A 15,525-nucleotide genomic window follows, 5' to 3' on the forward strand; every position below is an offset into this window, starting at 1 on the left:
AAAAAAATATTAGCAAATGAGAATTTTAGTATTTGGAGCTACGGGCTCACAACAGTTCAATGTAATTGGCGAAGCGAAGAAAAAAGGTGCAGAAGTATTTGCTGCGACCAGTTCAGAAAAAAGTTTTGAAAAATTAACTCAAGCAGGTGCAACACCGGTATTGGCAAACCTGAATGACGCAGCCAAAATCCTAGAAATTACGCAAGGTATTGATGCTATTGCTTTTATGATTCCTGTTTCATTGCCGAATCCATTTGATGGTTTACAATATTCAAAAAATGTGATTGATGCAGCGAAAGCAAATGGAGTTAGTAAAATTGTTTGGAATACAAGTGGTTGGTTAGAGTCTCAAAAAGTAGGTTCTCCGGTAGATGACGTGAAATTGGATGTTCGAGATTATTTGAAAAATAGTGGAGTGGACTATGTTATCATCGAACCTACTATCTATATGGAAAATATGATGGGTGCATTTTGTGCACCGTTTATAACAAATGAGAAAAAATTGGCTTATCCTACTCCTGAGGCCATGCCAATTGGGTGGATTGCTTCTAGAGATGTGAGCGCTTTTGTCGTTGAAGCTATTTATAATGTTGATTTAAAAGCAGATGCTTTCAAAATCAGTGGTATGGAAAACCTAAAAGGGAATGATCTGGCGACGCAGTTTTCTAAGGGAGTAGATGAAGAAATTGTGTATTATCCTCAAAAACCTAATGAATTTGGTGATATATTAAAACCGTTTGTGGGAGAAGCAGGTGCAGCTAGTGTTGCAGCATATTACGAGAATCTTCAGAACGCAACTGAATTTCCACCTAAGTTTAATTCGAAAATGAATGAAATCTTGGAAAAACTTCCAGTGGAAATGACTTCGTTAGCGCAATGGGCTCATGATAATAAAAATTATTTCATTAAATAGTTATTAAATTCCAATATATGGAAGCGAAAGAAGTTGTTGCATCATACTTTGAGGCATTGGGCAAGGGTGAATTAGAAAAAGCACTTTCATCATTTACGCCAGAAACTAGATGGTGTCAGCCGGGAGACAATAAGTTTGCCGGATTGAAGAATAATCTCAGTGAAATTATCCAAATGTTTCAGGGCATAATGAGTCACACATCGGGGAATATGGTTGTGAAACCCAACGGAAAGATGTTGGAAAGTGGAAATCTGATTGCAGTTCCAGTTTGGTTTACCGCAAAAACGGAAACTAAAGTTATGGATTTGGGCGGTCTTGACCTTTTCGAAGTAAAAGACGGAAAAATAATTCAGGTTTGGACATTTTCAGATGACCAGTCTGTGGATGATGATTTTTTTGGTAAGTGATATCTTAAATAATTTAAAATCGAATCTACAATCTATATGGAAAATATGATGGGCGCATTTTGTGCCCCGCGATTGCTTGCCAATACAGATCTTACGGTAAAGGAGATTGCTGTCCAGCTTGGATATGATGACCAATCTTATTTTGTCCGTTTTTTTAAAATACAAACAGAAAAATCACCTATTGAATTTAGAAAAATACAAAGCAAAAACTAAAGAATGGGCAAAATGTCCTATACAATGTGCCCAATATCCATTGTATGAAATTCTAAGAGCCGGTAACTTTGTACTATAAAATTTTATTAAAATTAAGTTTATGAAAACAAGTGTTAAAGCCGTTTGGCAAGGAAGTTTTAAACAGGGAAACGGACAATTGGATATTGAAAATTCGAAATTGAATAGCATAGCATTTAAACCTTCTTACGCTAAAAATGATGGCAGTTTTAGCAATCCGGAAGAATTGCTGGCTTCTGCTCACGCTTCGTGTTATACAATGACATTGGCTTATATCCTCGGAGAAAACGGACTTTCTGCCGACACTATTGAGACAAGTATTTCGCTGGTGATAAGCAACAATGTTATCAGCAATTCCAATTTGACATTACAAGCTAAAATTCCTGCAATAGCTGAAGAACAGTTCCAAGTTTTTGCACAGAAAGCCAAGGAAATGTGTCCGGTCGGCAATGCTCTTAAGATTGATATTTCTTTAGAGGCTATACTGTTAAAATAAAAATTGGTTAACCAAACAGAATACTTTTCAGCCCGTTTATTTTTATTGAACCAGGAATATTACCGATACTTTAATTGCTAACTGATGCTGTGGTTAAATGTTTATTTATCAAAATGGTAGTTTAATAATTCATTCTGGTATAAGTTAGACCTAAGTTTAGCGTTAAATTTGAAGAATAATATAAATAAAATAGTTATGAGTAAAGCTTTGATTATTATAGACGTTCAAAATGATTATTTTGAAAATGGTGCTATGGAATTGGTTAACCCTATTCCTGCTAGTGAAAATACAAAAAAATTGCTTAAGCACTTTAGAAAAGAGAACTTGACTGTAGTACATGTACAGCATGTATCTCCAGAAGGTGCACCATTTTTTGCACCTGGTACCAGTGGTGTTGAAATACACGATAATGTAAAGCCATTGCAAGGCGAAAAAGTAATTACCAAGCATTATCCAAATAGTTTTCGTGACACTGATCTGTTAGCATATCTGAAAGAGAACAATGTTACTGAACTTGTGATTACAGGTATGATGACCCATATGTGTGTAGATGCTGGTACTCGCGCTGCATTTGATTTTGGGTTTGATTGTACGGTGATCAGTGATGCCTGTGCAACTCGTGACCTAGAAATCAATGGTCAGCATGTAAAAGCTGCTGATGTACATCATGCTTTTCTAGCGGCATTGTCATTTTTCTATGCTAAAATTCAGGATACTGAAGAATATTTGTCAGCATAGGTGTTCGGTCAATACATAGTATCAGTACCGCTTATTAAAACGCAAAAAAGGGGTCCAATAAAATGGACTCTTTTTGCTGGTGTTTTTTATAATTATTGCGATTTACATGGAAGGGATTAATCACTGTATTTTAATTCTAAAAGCATTGGCTGACTATGTAGAAGAAAAGGGGATTGACGATAAAGTAATCATACCGGCAGATGTACAAAAAATAGTACTTTAAGCAGCGGTAACAAATTGTTTTTTTAGATATAAGCATGTATATTCATGCTAGAAGGAGCACATGTATCATGTGCTCCTTTCTATATATCATCGGTTGGATATATGGTTGTCAAGTACCATCGATACGTTGGAAAATTGCCGTTTTATTTATTTAAATGATCTATTTATACAGACTATTTCCATGTGTTTTTGATCAATCTATACATCGATTTGAATAATAAAACTATGTGCACGAAAACCGAAATCTATATACTCCAAAAGCGTCTAATTTTGCGATTGAATCTGATTTACGTAAATCAACTATTTTTTATTTTTTAATTGAAAAAAAATGTGCAATCTTAAAACGTTATCGCTATTAAAATTAGGAGTAATGACGCTATTCTGTTTAGTCGCGATATCCTGTACTAAGGATACGATAGTCAATGGTTATCTACCTCCATTACCTATACCGGATGGCGTTTCCGTAACCTATGGTGACACCCTTTCTTATCAACTTCCTGAAGAATATAGCGCCGATGATATTTCTTTGGAAATAACTGTCGACCATCCTGGTCAACAGGTCGATAAGGATCACTCTTTGTTGGATCTTGTAAAGCAGTCAATTAAATTTGATCGTGAGCATTCAAGGATGTTTATTTATTCTGGTAAATTATATCCAAACAATACGTTTTCATCCGAATTTCAGAATACGATCCCAGAAAATTACCCTATTATCATTACTTCTAAAACTGAAAATGGTTTAAAGGGGTTTTCAAAAAAAATTAATCTGGTTGTAAACCCTGCTCAGCTTTATTTAAAAAATGAACCAAATGCCACAGTGGTACTGACTCCATATTGCCTGTACAACGATCCCCAAAATACATTTGATCTGGTAGTGGATAACTTCAATATGGAAGGTGCAATTTTTCAATTTGATCCTTCATACGGCAATAAAGATCAGCATGTCAATATCGTCAATAATCAGATTGTGGTATCTGATAAAGCTGGTGATCCGAATAAAAAGAAAGAATGGGTATATACTTTGAGACCAATACTTTTCAAAAACGGTTATAAATTGGCAGAAAGAGATCTTAAATTATCGATATTGCCAGAACCTAAACTGTTTTATGGGATCTATTATCAGGACTTTGACTTAACGATCATTTACAACCGTTTTGTTATCCCTTTGGGTAATTCTTTTAAATCTGATGCCCCGGTGGTAAATCCTGGACGGTTTAAAGGCAAATTTAGCATTAAAGCCATCACTCTAAATGATAATGGTTTTAATGATAGTAATGCTATTTTTTCTATTGATGAAACTTCTGGAATCATTCAGGTAAAGAAAAACAGTTCTTTAAACGAGGGAACATATAAGTTGATTATTGAAAGTAAATCTCCAGAAGGAGTAATGCTTAGTACAGATTTTAATTTAGTGATGCAAATTCTGTCCGATAATTAACAACGTAGATCAGGATCTATATAGCCTCAGAAGTAGGCTATATAGATTTTAAACATCTACTGAAGTACATGAAAAAAGTACTGCGATTTAAGTCAAGATGTTTCTAAATTGCTTAAAAATAGCGTATATTTGAACTTTATGAAAAGAGTACTTTTATATTTCCTATCTGTCCTCATGCTGTTTCAGGCATGCTGGGGAGTCGTGGTTGTAAGTGCTTTTTATATCAATCGTGATTATATAGCGCAATATCTCTGTGAAAATAGAGATGCTCCTCAGTTGCATTGCAAGGGCACATGTGTATTGATGAAGAAAATGAAAAAAGCGCGAGAAGATGAAAAGAAAAATATAGAAAATAAAATAAAGGAAGCGCAAGCCTTTGTTTTAATACCATCTACCGTGCTTAATATGCCTGCGATTTTTGTCGATCATACGACAAATACAAATTTTGATATGCGCCATTCTCATTATACTTTTAATCGTATTAATCGTATTTTGCGACCACCTAGCTGCTAATATCCTCATCTAGTCTTTCTGACTATTTATTTCGCTATCTCATTTTGAAATAAACCGATAGCTATACCCTTATTTATTTTGAATTTCTCGTGCTTGATAATTAATATTCAAGACTGTAGAACGCTATTATTTATTAAGTTTTTAATGCGCGCTAAATTATCGATACTTCTTGTCTTAGCCATTTTCATACAAGCAACGAGCTGTACCTGGATCTGTATGGGTTTTGAGCTCAATAAGGATTATATTACAACCCAATTATGCATTAATCGGTTTGAGCCGGCAGTGACCTGCAGTGGATTCTGTTATATCGATAAGCAGTTGGAAAAGGAAAGAGACCAGCAAGATCCTGCTCCTAAAGCGAAGCAGATCGATCTGAATATTTATCTTCCTTTGACCTGTTTTTTACTGAAGTCTGACGAAGACTTTACTGATTTACGTGCTGCACATTTGTTTTTTCAGCGCTATCTTGTATTGGAGGGGACGGATAGATTTATTTTCAAGCCACCCATTTTGTTTTTTGTATAGTCGATTATCTCACTTTGCAATTACATTAATTATGGTTATAAAAACAGAAAATATTAACACAATATCATTAAACAATATTGATCCAGATCATATTGGCTTAATTGTATACAATCTAAAAGATGACTATAGTTGTCTTCAAAATCTGCATCTACCAAATCGAAGAACATTTTATACGGTTATTTATTTAACATCAGGACTTATTACGTTGAATATTGACAAGTATAACTGTCAATTACAGCAACAACAGGTTATGTTTTTCAGTCCTAGTACAGTATTGAGTTTGTTGACAGAAAATGATCAAAAAGACGGTTGGGTTATTTTATTTGAAGAGCATTTTTTTACGCAACGGTACAACGATAATGTACTGCATCATTTTTCATTTTTAAAAACGCAAAAGATGCAAGCCCACAATGTTGCTGTTGAACAGCAGTTAGGTTGGCCTATGATTTTAGAAACAATGCATCGCGAATATTTATTTAGCCATCCTGACGCTAAAAATATACTGCGTTCCTACTTAAATATTTTTTTGGGAACACTCAGCCGCAATGTCAATATTGAAGGAACTGAAATACCAAAAAATGAAAAAGAGGAGAAGGTGATCTCTTTTGAACGCTTGATCAGCGAGCAATTTGCGCATGAGCGCTTGCCTTCATTCTATGCTGATCAGCTTTTTATTTCCACGAATTATCTCAATCGTTTGTGTCAGGAAAGGAGAGGGATATCTGCTGGCCAACTGATAAGGGAGCGCGTACTGATGGAGGCTGAACGCCTCCTCATTCATACCTATAAGAATATTTCGGAAATCTCTTTTGAACTTGGTTTTGAAAATGTATCCTATTTTATTACTTTCTTTAAAAAGAAATATGGTGTGAGTCCTGAAGAATTTAGGAAAAAGCAGTAACCATTTTGCAGAACAGAAAGGGATGAAATTGATCAATATTTCATCCCTTTTTTTGTTTTTATCAATTCTTACCGCCAGCTTTTTTAATGATGTCGGATGTGAAATTTCTTTCTATTTCGAATCTTCTTGTCTCAGGTATTCCAGAATTGCGATTGCTTCTTGAGGGTTTAACCCTAGAGCCGCCATTGCTCCATCGTAAGTTTTGCTGAGTGCTATTGCATCTGCATCTTCTGCTAGCATCTTATCAGGGGTCAAGATCATGTTCATCATCCATTCTGGCGTTCTTTTTTTTGTGACGCCATAAAGTGCTGGACCTATTTTATCTTCCTTGATTTCATGACACATCGTACACTTGACAATGAATAATTTATTGCCCTCATCGGCTAATTTTTGATCGAATGGTTTGTGTTCAAAACTCGTGATGCCGCCTACACCTTTATTTCCTTCTTTTAGAAAATCATTTACTTGAAGCGTTACTGGAGTGGGTTCTTCAACAGCAGGTTCGGTTTTTTTTGCATCTGAGTCTGCAGAGTTGTTAGCATTACATGCAACCATGCTGAATATACAGCATGATACGAGTATGGATATGGAGCTAATAGATTTCATAGTATGTTATTTTTTTAGAGTTTAAGACAATCTTTTTGCTTTTTTAAAAGCTGTAGGACAAATGGGTAAGAAACCGATCGCCAGCTTCTACACGCCCGCCAGCAAGATTTTGGCTTAAAGGGGATTGATAGTTACCGCCGAATGATATTTTTCCGATATTGACTTCTATACCTATAATTCCTGTGGTGGAGTTTCCGCCAGACTGTGCGACATCATATTTTCCAAAGACTACATCTTTTGGCTGTGTCTCATAAGTGACACCAGCATTAGGTGCTATACGTACCTGATCGCGTATATTAAATTTATAATATGCGAGTGCATTGGCAGTGAATTTATTGGCGTATCTGTAATCGTATTTGTTTTCGGTGTTCAATTTGTATGTGGTATTGACATTCAGACCTAGATCCATCAGCCTTACATCATAGGCAAGATTGAACATAAAGTCTGTACTGGCGGTACCCAATTGAAAGTTATTTGGTGAGTCCTGAGCCGCATTACTGCGTTCGCTTGCATCGTACTTGCCCGTAGGTGCTTTTACACCTGCGCCTATCCATAGCGAGTGGACGAGCATTTTGTTGGATGCGGTGCCTTTCGCTTCTTCAAATATTTTGAAATAGCCCATTGCTACGACATCACCCATTCCATTTTTCTTCCCCTGCTCTCCGCTGCCTTTTATGGTACGCGTGTTGAAGTTATAGGGCAAAATTGCCATTACCCGCCACCGCTGACCGATATTCCATGCACCCCACATTTCCATGCTTTGATAAGTTTCATCGGCGGTAATAGGCGTGCGATTGCCGGTAGGTCCTAAGTGTGTGAGAAGCGATTTATGTTGATAGCGAAGCCCAATAAAGCGTTTGTTGAAGTCTGGTAAAATACCAATGTAATAACTGCCGACACCACATCCACAGATATCACATGCTTTTGAGATAGGGATCATCAGTCCGCATGCTAATACGGTCAATAGACCGTATATCGTATTTTTTTTAAGGTGTTTGTATGTATTCATTTGTCGCTGTTTTTATGATAATATGTCGAAAATTGTATATGCTTGTCATCTGTGCTTACTGTTGATCTACATGTTAAAATCCGATATAGGAACGTAAGAAGAGCACCAATGCTGCTTGAAAATCAGATGATCAATTGACAACAAAGCCCGAATTTATTTCGGGTTCTGCCAATAGCTTATTGGTCAAGAAATCCCGGTCATCTAAAGTTTTTAAAAATGCAATCAGATTATCTTTTTCAGTATCGCTCATTTTTATACCTAACGATCCATCCGCTTGTCTAAAAACGGGGTCAAGGGTAGGGGAATCGACCATTCCTGTCCGGTAATGTTCAATAACCCGATTTAAGGTCAGGAAACGCCCATCGTGCATGTAAGGTGCGGTATAGGAAATATTACGAAGGCTAGGGACTTTAAATTTATATCTATCGGCGGGATTTAAGGTCACAGAATCTCGACCGGTGTCGTTAGCCCGATTAGGAGAAAGTCCATTATTACGGTAGCTTCTATCGGTAAACAGGGGCTCGTTGTGGCAGGATGAACAGTTTTTTTGGTAAAAAAGATAGCCTTTTTGTTCTTGTTCAGTAAAGGCGTATCCTGCTTCTTTGCGCATCACATGATCGTATTTAGCATTGTTGCTTACAGCCATTAACATATATTGCGATAGGGCTTTGAAAAAGCGTGCATCGGTTATTTCATCTGTCCCAAAGGCTTTTTTAAATAGCGCAGGATAATCAGGATGTGCTCTTAATTTTCTAAGCACATTGGGTACTGTTTCATCCATTTCAACAGGATTTGTGATCGCGTTGACTGCTGCAAGATCTAAATCAAAGACGCCTCCGTCCCAAAAGAATTCTTTTTGCCAGGCCATGTTCATAATAGGCATAGGATTGCGTATGCCTAGCCGATCGTCAATACCGTGACTCACATCGTGACCATGATGGGTAAATGCTGCAGACTGGATGTGGCAACTGCCACAGGCAACGGTATTGTTACGGGATAAGCGCGGTTCGTAAAAAAGACGCTTGCCCAATTCAAAGCCTTCTTTTGTAATCATGTTTCTAGAAAAATTATAAGTAGGCTCAGGAAAATTACTTGGTTTCAAGAAGCCTGTGAAGAGGTCAGGAATTGAGTCTTCACCTTTTTTGCATGCCCATACGAGGGCAACAATTCCAATTAGCACAAATATTTTTTTCATCAGTTATAATTCATCTTCACTTTTCACAAAATTTTCGGTATGATCATGTGTGAAAAAATGCGGGAAATTGTTAGCAATATTCACACTGTATTCACTGAACATGACATTGGGATGCTCCACAATACTGAATGTGTGTGGACCATTGAATATTTTCATGATATCGACAAATAGGTGGACGTTACTGCGTAACCCTTCTCTCACTTGTGCTGTTCCTGCAGTTTTTAGATCTACGGTAATTGTCTTGATATTGTTCAAGGTGGGGGCATTGTAACCTCCAAATCCACCGATATGATATTTGAACTGTTTATTTCCGGTGGGATCTCCCTGTTGATTGTCGGAGATCAAATCGCAGTAACCTTCCATTTTAAAGAAGATATAACCGCTGTTCCATCCCCAGTACATACCTCCACCTTCGTGACCTTCTTCTGGATTAAATGATAGTACGCCAGTCCGTTTTTCTACAGGCATCGAACTTCTTGCACTGTCTACACCGATGACAAATTCAACTTTTTCATAGTTTCCTTCGGGCACTTTTACTTTGGTGAAACGTGTGGTACGATCGGCTGCGTTTACTAAAAAATAACTGTCATCCTGAGGTACTGTATAACTACTGCCATCTGCTTTATAGAGCTTGATATTGCTGATGAAATATTGCAACAATTTAATTCTAAAGGATTCTCCCTTTGCATTTTTATAAACTCGGGGTTCGAAACTCAAAGTTTCTTCGCCCATTATATTGTCAAATTCGATAGAGAATTGTCCAGTTTTTTCTTCATCGGGGGTAGGTGCTTCAGTTTTGCTGCATGCTCCTGTTATTGTTAATAGCAGGATTATCATCGCTGTAAGAACGGTTCTACTGCCTACATTGGTTTTGTCTTTTTTCATTTCTTATTTGGATTAGAAAAAGTTATTTCATTTAAAAATATATCGTCTGTCAATGCTTCTAGAAATGATTTTATTTCTGTCATTTCTTTATCGCTCATGGCTATGCCAGGATTTTCATTTTGATCGTAAAGAAGTCGGTCTGTGACCGGACTATGCTTAATACCAGATCTGTAGCGCTGCAACACCTGATCAAGTGATTTGAATCTTCCATCGTGCATATAGGGTGCAGAGCGTGTTACGTTTCTTAGAGTTGGTGTTTTAAAGGCACCCAGATCTATCGGATTAAAAGATATGCGATAACGTCCGCGATGTATCCATTCGTTGGAGTCATCGGTAAAGTCATCATCAATACCGTTATTATGGAAAGCATTGTCTGTGAACAGTTCTCCACTATGGCATGTCCCACATTTTTGTTTTACAAGATGCATTCCACGTAGTTCCCCTTCGGAAAGGGCTTTCAAATCTTGCCCACTTCGATAACTGTCATAACGCGAATTGCTCGATATCAAGGTTCGCTGGAATTGCGCCAATGCTTTTGCGGCACCTTGTGCTGATGGTTTTTCAGCAAAAGCTTGCTGAAATAAGTTGACGTAAAATTCACTAGCTATCAGCCGGTTGGCCAAAGTGACTAAGGACATTCCCATTTCGTCAGCATGCGTAAGCGGTCCAAAGGCCTGTGATTCTAGATTTGTTGCACCACCGTCCCAGAAAAATCCTTGATCAGCCCATGCTAGATTAATCAATGTCGGAGAATGCCGCTCAAGTGTTTTTCCTGATACACCTGCAGCCGTAAGTGCCACTCCATCTGCAAATGCTCGTTCTTGATGATGACAGCTTGCACAGCTTACCTGCATATTTGCAGATAACAAGGGGTCATAAAAAAGATGACGACCTAGATTTACTCCTTCAACCGTCAGGGGGTTGTCGAGCATCTTTGTTGGTGCCGGAAAATGGGCCGGGACTTTTAGCATCAAAGGAGTAGGAGTTTGATCCGGTAGCGGAGTGTCCACTTGTACTTTACGACATGAGATCGTGCACAAGCTTAATACGATGCTTGTGAAAACTCCTACTTTTAGTCCTTTGCCTATCATCATACTATTTTGCTATAGCAGTCGAACTTGTGCTTTTTAATGTGATGGCCTTGGTAAGCAGATTGTCTTTTAACTGTGTCATGAGCTCCTTTTTGGATGCGCTGATCAATCTGTTGGACCATGGGTTTTCGATATCGATTACTTTTTTGACATCCAATTCTAAGTTGATATTTGATTTCATCTGCGCATTAATAGTGATCGCTTTATCTAGTTTAATTTCTTTCTCCGTATAGAGATTGTTTGAAGCGAAGTCCCAAAAGAATGTTTGTGAAGCAGGAGCTTCCGGAGCTGCTTTTACCCAGGTCATTTTTCCATTTACCACAAAAAACTTATAACTGGTGAACCACATCCAATTTTCAAAAGCCATACCATTTAAGGAGGATAATTCGCCAGCACGTAGGGTTAAATTATCGTTGTATTTTGAATCTACTCCGACAGCAAATTTTATAGCAGTATAATCACCTGCTGGTATAGAACCTATCTGCACCTGTTCTCTTTTATTTGCAGGATATTTTTTGTCAAATGATCCCTCCTGTACTGGAATTTCAACATTTTCCTCGATGAGATAATAGGATTCGGGCACTTTGAATTCTTCGCCAGCAGCATTGACTAAACGAACGTTGCTGACCCAATAACGAAGCTGGCTGAACTCATATTTTAGATCAAACTGACCAGTAGCATTGCTGAGTTTGAAATCGTATACTTTGTTCAATTGGAAGTCAGCGTCACCATATCGTGCATCAAAAACCAATGTTGTACTTCCTGGGCCAGAATCAACTGAAGTTTGAACAATTGTTTCTTTTTCACATGCTGTCAATAATAGGATGCAAGAAAATAGGCTAAATGCTCCTTTTTTTGAATAGTTTTTCATTTTATTATGTTATAATTTGTTTTGTTAAATTTTTGTGATTTATTATTTGATTTTGATAGGATAGACCAAACTATCTTGTGATACTGTTTCCCCATTTTTCAAAAGCTTAACTTTGATAACCCAGTCTCCAGACATCGTGAAATTGACTAAGCCGGAATAACGGCCATTTCCTTTGCTTTCAGCATCTTTATTCTCTGGAGAGCCATGTTTCATAGCAGGCATAAAAGGTTCTACTGCTATGGTATATCCATCTAGATTGGTAAAGGTCTCTTTGTCCATTTTGTGTAAGGCAAATTCGATATTGTGCTTACCTGACTCGACCTCATTAGGAATTAAACAGGATACGAATACGCGATCATCTGTCGTTGTTCCTGTAGCTATAGTGCGGGGTATAGTCGCTTGTTGTACTGGGAGGGCAAAAGTCAAGGTATCTGTTTTATCTTTTCCTTTGAGTAAAGTTTTGAATAGCCATCCTCTCCCCATATCCTTCATATTGGCCATGATAAATACCATATCAGCTTGAAAAATGCCGTTTCCTTTGTTGACTAGAGCGTCATAAGGTCCACCATGGGACATCATTCCCATATCCATTGTGATTTCGTAATTTACTTCTTGGTCATTTATTGGATTTCCTTTTCCATCTTCTAATCTCAAGTATAGGCTTTCAAATTTATTGGTTAGACTATCTGGTGTCCAGAGTGATACTTGATGACCTGCAAAGGTTGTGTCTCCAAGCATGATCATATTGGAAAGATCTATGCTATTTGAAGCATGTTTATTTTCTGACTGTGTTGCAGTTGATTTCGTCATATTATTGCAGCCGTAGAAAGATGTCTGTACTAGAATTAATGTGATGTAAAGGATGGTTATTTTTATTATACGCTTCATAATTGTTTTTATTAATGTTGTTGAAATAGGTTATCGCTGATCCAATAATTGTTGAATATCTTGTATGGCAACTTTTACGGAGTCCATCTCAATACCACTGTAGACACCTCTTATATGCCCTTTTCCATCTACGAGTGTAAATACACCACTATGATCAAAACCACCTGGTGCATCTGGGCTTTCTGTGGCAAATGAGAAATAACCTGCGGCTCCCGCAATGTCATATACTGTTGCTTTTGGGCCATTGACAAATTTCCATAGGTCTGGTGCGCCCAGTTTTTGAGCATAGGTTTTTAAAACCGATGGCGTATCATGATCTGGATCTATGGTATGCGAAAGGATGGCAAAACGTGGCTCGTTCTGAAAATGTTTGGCTACCTCAAGCATGTGTTTGGACATGATCGGACAGATGGTAGGGCAGCGAGTGAAAAAGAAATCGGCAAGATATATTTTACCTTTTAAATCTTCATTGCTGATCCAGTTACTATCTTGATCCACAAAACGAAATTGGGGTATACGATGATAGCTTGTATCACTTTGTGTAATACCATCTTTTGAAGTGGAAATGATTTCTTTCTCCCCTAAAATGGGCAGTTCTTTATTTTGGCTAGATGATGCGCATCCTACCATACCCATGAACAGCGCAATAGATGCACAGCCAAGAAGTGTATGTTTATATTTTGATAACATTTATCTTCGTGTTATGACTAATGATTTTTTATATGGCTAATCTGTGCAATAGCTATTGCTCAAAATGAATACGATACAGCGTATCTATTCAAAATAATGAATAGCTTGTACTGGAGCCTATATAGGTATCAATTAATGTGAAAAATGAAAAGACTCAAATGACAGATGATGTCACTTGTTTTTTGCAGCTAGATGGAAAAGAGGGGTGGGTGGAAGATTGTTTCTGCAAAAAGGAAAGTATAGCTCATATCTTGTGGATAGTGCTTGGTAATACGTCGTGCAATGCGATTATTTTTCGGAAATTCGAAGGTGTCAAGATGATGAATAGAAGCTAACTGCTCTAAGTTAACGGTTGCTTGTTTTGCTTCTTTTTCAGCCTGCTTCTTCAGCTTTTTCATGAGTACACATTGACCTTTACAATGCATGGTAGGTTTATCAATGTTTTCACACGATTTGAGGTATTCTTTTGTGTTTAATTTGTAATCAACGAGCATACCTATTCTACTAAACGTCTGGAATAAGAACGTTAGCAGGAGTAAGAATATGGTCAATTGTTTCAAATCAGTGAAATTTTCAACAAATATACCGCCCTATAATCTAATGTAGTTTTGATTTTCGTGCACATTATGTTGTGTTTCGGGACAACTTTGGGTTGTATCAGCAGTTCTTTTTGAAACTATTCTAGAATGCACAAAAGGTGCTTTGTGAGTAGTTAATTTTTTTGTCAGGTATTGTATATTATCAAATACATGACAATGGGTCTTGCACCGTGTTGGGTGATCTTTGGTTAAAGTAAACTGTGATGGAATGAAAATCCTACTGTTGTGCAGATGTTCATTAAGTGATATTTGAGGTATTTATTGTCCTAGATCGGGTAGTATGCCTGCAAACTTTGCTTTGTTCGAATTGTTATCTCTGTCTATTGTCATCCATGTTTACTTAAAGGATTTTTAAAATGGAAAATAAACGGAATATACTCATGATATTGAGCTCCCATGATAGAATGGATGGGACAGATAGTAAAACTGGGGTGTGGTTAGGTGAAATGACAGAACCATATTATAAATTTGAAGAGGCCGGATATCAAGTTCTTTTGGCCAGTCCATTGGGAGGTGAACCACCTCTTGATCCGATGAGTAAGTTAACCGAACACTTGACTAGTGATAACCGTAAGTTTCTGGATGATGAAAACGCACAGCAAAGATTTAAGAATACCGTTCAACTGGAAAGCGTTCAATCTTCTGCCTTTGATGGTGTTTTTATTCCAGGAGGGCATGGTCCTTTATGGGATCTGGCTCGACATCCTGAGGTGTCACGTTTACTGACGGACTTTATCAAAGAGCATAAACCGATCGGGGCTGTGTGTCATGGTCCTGCGGCTTTAGTCGCCCTTGCACAAACAGATCCTGATTTCTTGGTTGGTAAGCACGTGACTGCTTTTACCAATATGGAGGAAAATCTCGTGATGCGAAGTGATTATATCCCTTTTAAATTAGAATCCAGATTAAGAGAATTGGGAGCTTCATTCAGCTCGGCTCCGGTACCTTTTGTACCGCATGTGGTGCGCGATGGAAACTTGGTTACCGGGCAGAACCCACTATCCGCTGGTCCAACAGCGACGAAATTGATTGAAGTGCTTCAAGAGATAAGTCCTAAAGATATTTAATCATTAAGAAATGATAAGATTAGGGATGAAAGGGATGCTGTGTCAGTTAGAACGTTATTATTCTGTAGTTTTTTTTCAATGCAGTAATTGTATCACGGGTAATACAGAAACTGCTTTTACTTAAACAATTACTTGAAGAAAAATATTCCGCAGCCGCTGAAGCCAAAGATATTTTTATTCTCTAAATTTTGGGAGCTTTTATTTTTCCAATACTTAAAGTTCTAAAGGTTCAATCGAGGT

At 37.5% G+C, this 15,525-nt stretch carries 19 protein-coding genes; 10 read left to right on the top strand and 9 right to left on the bottom strand.

From position 1 onward, the window contains the following. Nucleotides 1-16 precede the first annotated feature (16 nt). The 9 genes from WH188_RS19435 (at nucleotide 17) to WH188_RS19475 (ending at nucleotide 6,384) form a co-directional block, all read left to right on the top strand. Nucleotides 17-913, top strand: a complete 897-nt coding sequence (locus tag WH188_RS19435) for an SDR family oxidoreductase (RefSeq protein ID WP_132767548.1) — start codon at nucleotides 17-19, stop codon at nucleotides 911-913. Between the two features lie 17 nt (nucleotides 914-930). Beyond that, on the top strand, nucleotides 931-1,320 hold the full coding sequence (locus WH188_RS19440; protein ID WP_339424538.1) for a nuclear transport factor 2 family protein: 390 nt from the start codon (nucleotides 931-933) through the stop codon (nucleotides 1,318-1,320). A gap of 36 nt (nucleotides 1,321-1,356) precedes the next feature. After that, a complete protein-coding gene (locus WH188_RS19445) occupies nucleotides 1,357-1,533 on the top strand; it encodes a helix-turn-helix domain-containing protein (protein WP_132767552.1) in 177 nt (58 codons plus the stop codon). Nucleotides 1,534-1,633: 100 nt separating this feature from the next. Next, nucleotides 1,634-2,047, top strand: a complete 414-nt coding sequence (locus WH188_RS19450) for an OsmC family peroxiredoxin (protein ID WP_132767554.1) — start codon at nucleotides 1,634-1,636, stop codon at nucleotides 2,045-2,047. A gap of 195 nt (nucleotides 2,048-2,242) precedes the next feature. Then, nucleotides 2,243-2,785, top strand: coding sequence for a cysteine hydrolase family protein (locus WH188_RS19455; protein ID WP_339424539.1), 543 nt, complete (start codon nucleotides 2,243-2,245; stop codon nucleotides 2,783-2,785). Between the two features lie 550 nt (nucleotides 2,786-3,335). Continuing rightward, nucleotides 3,336-4,445, top strand: coding sequence for a hypothetical protein (locus WH188_RS19460; RefSeq protein ID WP_132767558.1), 1,110 nt, complete (start codon nucleotides 3,336-3,338; stop codon nucleotides 4,443-4,445). A 138-nt stretch (nucleotides 4,446-4,583) separates the two neighbouring features. Then, nucleotides 4,584-4,958, top strand: a complete 375-nt coding sequence (locus tag WH188_RS19465) for a hypothetical protein (RefSeq protein WP_132767560.1) — start codon at nucleotides 4,584-4,586, stop codon at nucleotides 4,956-4,958. A 144-nt stretch (nucleotides 4,959-5,102) separates the two neighbouring features. Continuing rightward, nucleotides 5,103-5,483 carry a hypothetical protein gene (locus WH188_RS19470; RefSeq protein WP_108160931.1) on the top strand — a complete coding sequence of 127 codons (381 nt, stop codon included), beginning with the start codon at nucleotides 5,103-5,105 and terminating at the stop codon, nucleotides 5,481-5,483. 31 nt (nucleotides 5,484-5,514) lie between these two features. Further along, the gene (locus tag WH188_RS19475; protein WP_339424540.1) at nucleotides 5,515-6,384 is read left to right on the top strand and encodes a helix-turn-helix domain-containing protein; all 870 of its coding nucleotides are present in this window, start codon (nucleotides 5,515-5,517) and stop codon (nucleotides 6,382-6,384) included. 111 nt (nucleotides 6,385-6,495) lie between these two features. On the opposite strand, the gene WH188_RS19480 is transcribed toward WH188_RS19475, so the two are convergent. From WH188_RS19480 to WH188_RS19520, 9 genes are all read right to left on the bottom strand, one after another. Then, entirely contained in the window at nucleotides 6,496-6,990 is a 495-nt protein-coding gene (locus WH188_RS19480) for a c-type cytochrome (RefSeq protein ID WP_339424541.1), read from the bottom strand. Nucleotides 6,991-7,033: 43 nt separating this feature from the next. Continuing rightward, complete coding sequence (locus WH188_RS19485) at nucleotides 7,034-7,999, bottom strand: transporter (protein WP_339424542.1); 966 nt, start codon at nucleotides 7,997-7,999, stop codon at nucleotides 7,034-7,036. A 130-nt stretch (nucleotides 8,000-8,129) separates the two neighbouring features. Beyond that, nucleotides 8,130-9,194 carry a cytochrome-c peroxidase gene (locus WH188_RS19490; protein ID WP_168126312.1) on the bottom strand — a complete coding sequence of 355 codons (1,065 nt, stop codon included), beginning with the start codon at nucleotides 9,192-9,194 and terminating at the stop codon, nucleotides 8,130-8,132. A gap of 3 nt (nucleotides 9,195-9,197) precedes the next feature. Then, nucleotides 9,198-10,079, bottom strand: a complete 882-nt coding sequence (locus WH188_RS19495; protein WP_339424543.1) for an MbnP family protein — start codon at nucleotides 10,077-10,079, stop codon at nucleotides 9,198-9,200. Continuing rightward, nucleotides 10,076-11,173, bottom strand: coding sequence for a cytochrome-c peroxidase (locus WH188_RS19500; RefSeq protein WP_339424544.1), 1,098 nt, complete (start codon nucleotides 11,171-11,173; stop codon nucleotides 10,076-10,078). Before WH188_RS19500 ends, WH188_RS19495 begins: the two co-directional genes overlap by 4 nt. A 1-nt stretch (nucleotide 11,174) precedes the next feature. Beyond that, complete coding sequence (locus WH188_RS19505; protein WP_339424545.1) at nucleotides 11,175-12,041, bottom strand: MbnP family protein; 867 nt, start codon at nucleotides 12,039-12,041, stop codon at nucleotides 11,175-11,177. A 42-nt stretch (nucleotides 12,042-12,083) separates the two neighbouring features. Continuing rightward, on the bottom strand, nucleotides 12,084-12,929 hold the full coding sequence (locus tag WH188_RS19510) for a FixH family protein (protein ID WP_132767570.1): 846 nt from the start codon (nucleotides 12,927-12,929) through the stop codon (nucleotides 12,084-12,086). Nucleotides 12,930-12,959: 30 nt separating this feature from the next. Then, nucleotides 12,960-13,619 carry an SCO family protein gene (locus tag WH188_RS19515; protein ID WP_207902331.1) on the bottom strand — a complete coding sequence of 220 codons (660 nt, stop codon included), beginning with the start codon at nucleotides 13,617-13,619 and terminating at the stop codon, nucleotides 12,960-12,962. Nucleotides 13,620-13,807: 188 nt separating this feature from the next. Beyond that, nucleotides 13,808-14,179, bottom strand: coding sequence for a hypothetical protein (locus WH188_RS19520; protein WP_132767571.1), 372 nt, complete (start codon nucleotides 14,177-14,179; stop codon nucleotides 13,808-13,810). A gap of 395 nt (nucleotides 14,180-14,574) precedes the next feature. On the opposite strand from WH188_RS19520, the gene WH188_RS19525 reads away from it, so the two are divergent. Continuing rightward, complete coding sequence (locus WH188_RS19525) at nucleotides 14,575-15,285, top strand: type 1 glutamine amidotransferase domain-containing protein (protein ID WP_165905813.1); 711 nt, start codon at nucleotides 14,575-14,577, stop codon at nucleotides 15,283-15,285. Nucleotides 15,286-15,525: the final 240 nt, after the last annotated feature.

This window comes from Sphingobacterium sp. MYb388, from assembly GCF_037479535.1.
In the GTDB taxonomy this organism is placed as follows: domain Bacteria; phylum Bacteroidota; class Bacteroidia; order Sphingobacteriales; family Sphingobacteriaceae; genus Sphingobacterium; species Sphingobacterium anhuiense.

What these genes read in the sequence shown, in the direction of transcription:
- WH188_RS19465 (WP_132767560.1), top strand. Translation starts at nt 4,584, where the DNA reads ATGAAAAGAGTACTTTTATATTTCCTATCTGTCCTCATGCTGTTTCAG.
- WH188_RS19450 (WP_132767554.1), top strand. Translation starts at nt 1,634, where the DNA reads ATGAAAACAAGTGTTAAAGCCGTTTGGCAAGGAAGTTTTAAACAGGGA.
- WH188_RS19470 (WP_108160931.1), top strand. Translation starts at nt 5,103, where the DNA reads ATGCGCGCTAAATTATCGATACTTCTTGTCTTAGCCATTTTCATACAA.
- WH188_RS19490 (WP_168126312.1), bottom strand. Translation starts at nt 9,194, where the DNA reads ATGAAAAAAATATTTGTGCTAATTGGAATTGTTGCCCTCGTATGGGCA.
- WH188_RS19445 (WP_132767552.1), top strand. Translation starts at nt 1,357, where the DNA reads ATGGAAAATATGATGGGCGCATTTTGTGCCCCGCGATTGCTTGCCAAT.
- WH188_RS19440 (WP_339424538.1), top strand. Translation starts at nt 931, where the DNA reads ATGGAAGCGAAAGAAGTTGTTGCATCATACTTTGAGGCATTGGGCAAG.
- WH188_RS19505 (WP_339424545.1), bottom strand. Translation starts at nt 12,041, where the DNA reads ATGAAAAACTATTCAAAAAAAGGAGCATTTAGCCTATTTTCTTGCATC.
- WH188_RS19455 (WP_339424539.1), top strand. Translation starts at nt 2,243, where the DNA reads ATGAGTAAAGCTTTGATTATTATAGACGTTCAAAATGATTATTTTGAA.
- WH188_RS19495 (WP_339424543.1), bottom strand. Translation starts at nt 10,079, where the DNA reads ATGAAAAAAGACAAAACCAATGTAGGCAGTAGAACCGTTCTTACAGCG.
- WH188_RS19460 (WP_132767558.1), top strand. Translation starts at nt 3,336, where the DNA reads ATGTGCAATCTTAAAACGTTATCGCTATTAAAATTAGGAGTAATGACG.
- WH188_RS19435 (WP_132767548.1), top strand. Translation starts at nt 17, where the DNA reads ATGAGAATTTTAGTATTTGGAGCTACGGGCTCACAACAGTTCAATGTA.
- WH188_RS19475 (WP_339424540.1), top strand. Translation starts at nt 5,515, where the DNA reads ATGGTTATAAAAACAGAAAATATTAACACAATATCATTAAACAATATT.
- WH188_RS19480 (WP_339424541.1), bottom strand. Translation starts at nt 6,990, where the DNA reads ATGAAATCTATTAGCTCCATATCCATACTCGTATCATGCTGTATATTC.
- WH188_RS19510 (WP_132767570.1), bottom strand. Translation starts at nt 12,929, where the DNA reads ATGAAGCGTATAATAAAAATAACCATCCTTTACATCACATTAATTCTA.
- WH188_RS19485 (WP_339424542.1), bottom strand. Translation starts at nt 7,999, where the DNA reads ATGAATACATACAAACACCTTAAAAAAAATACGATATACGGTCTATTG.
- WH188_RS19500 (WP_339424544.1), bottom strand. Translation starts at nt 11,173, where the DNA reads ATGATGATAGGCAAAGGACTAAAAGTAGGAGTTTTCACAAGCATCGTA.
- WH188_RS19515 (WP_207902331.1), bottom strand. Translation starts at nt 13,619, where the DNA reads ATGTTATCAAAATATAAACATACACTTCTTGGCTGTGCATCTATTGCG.
- WH188_RS19525 (WP_165905813.1), top strand. Translation starts at nt 14,575, where the DNA reads ATGGAAAATAAACGGAATATACTCATGATATTGAGCTCCCATGATAGA.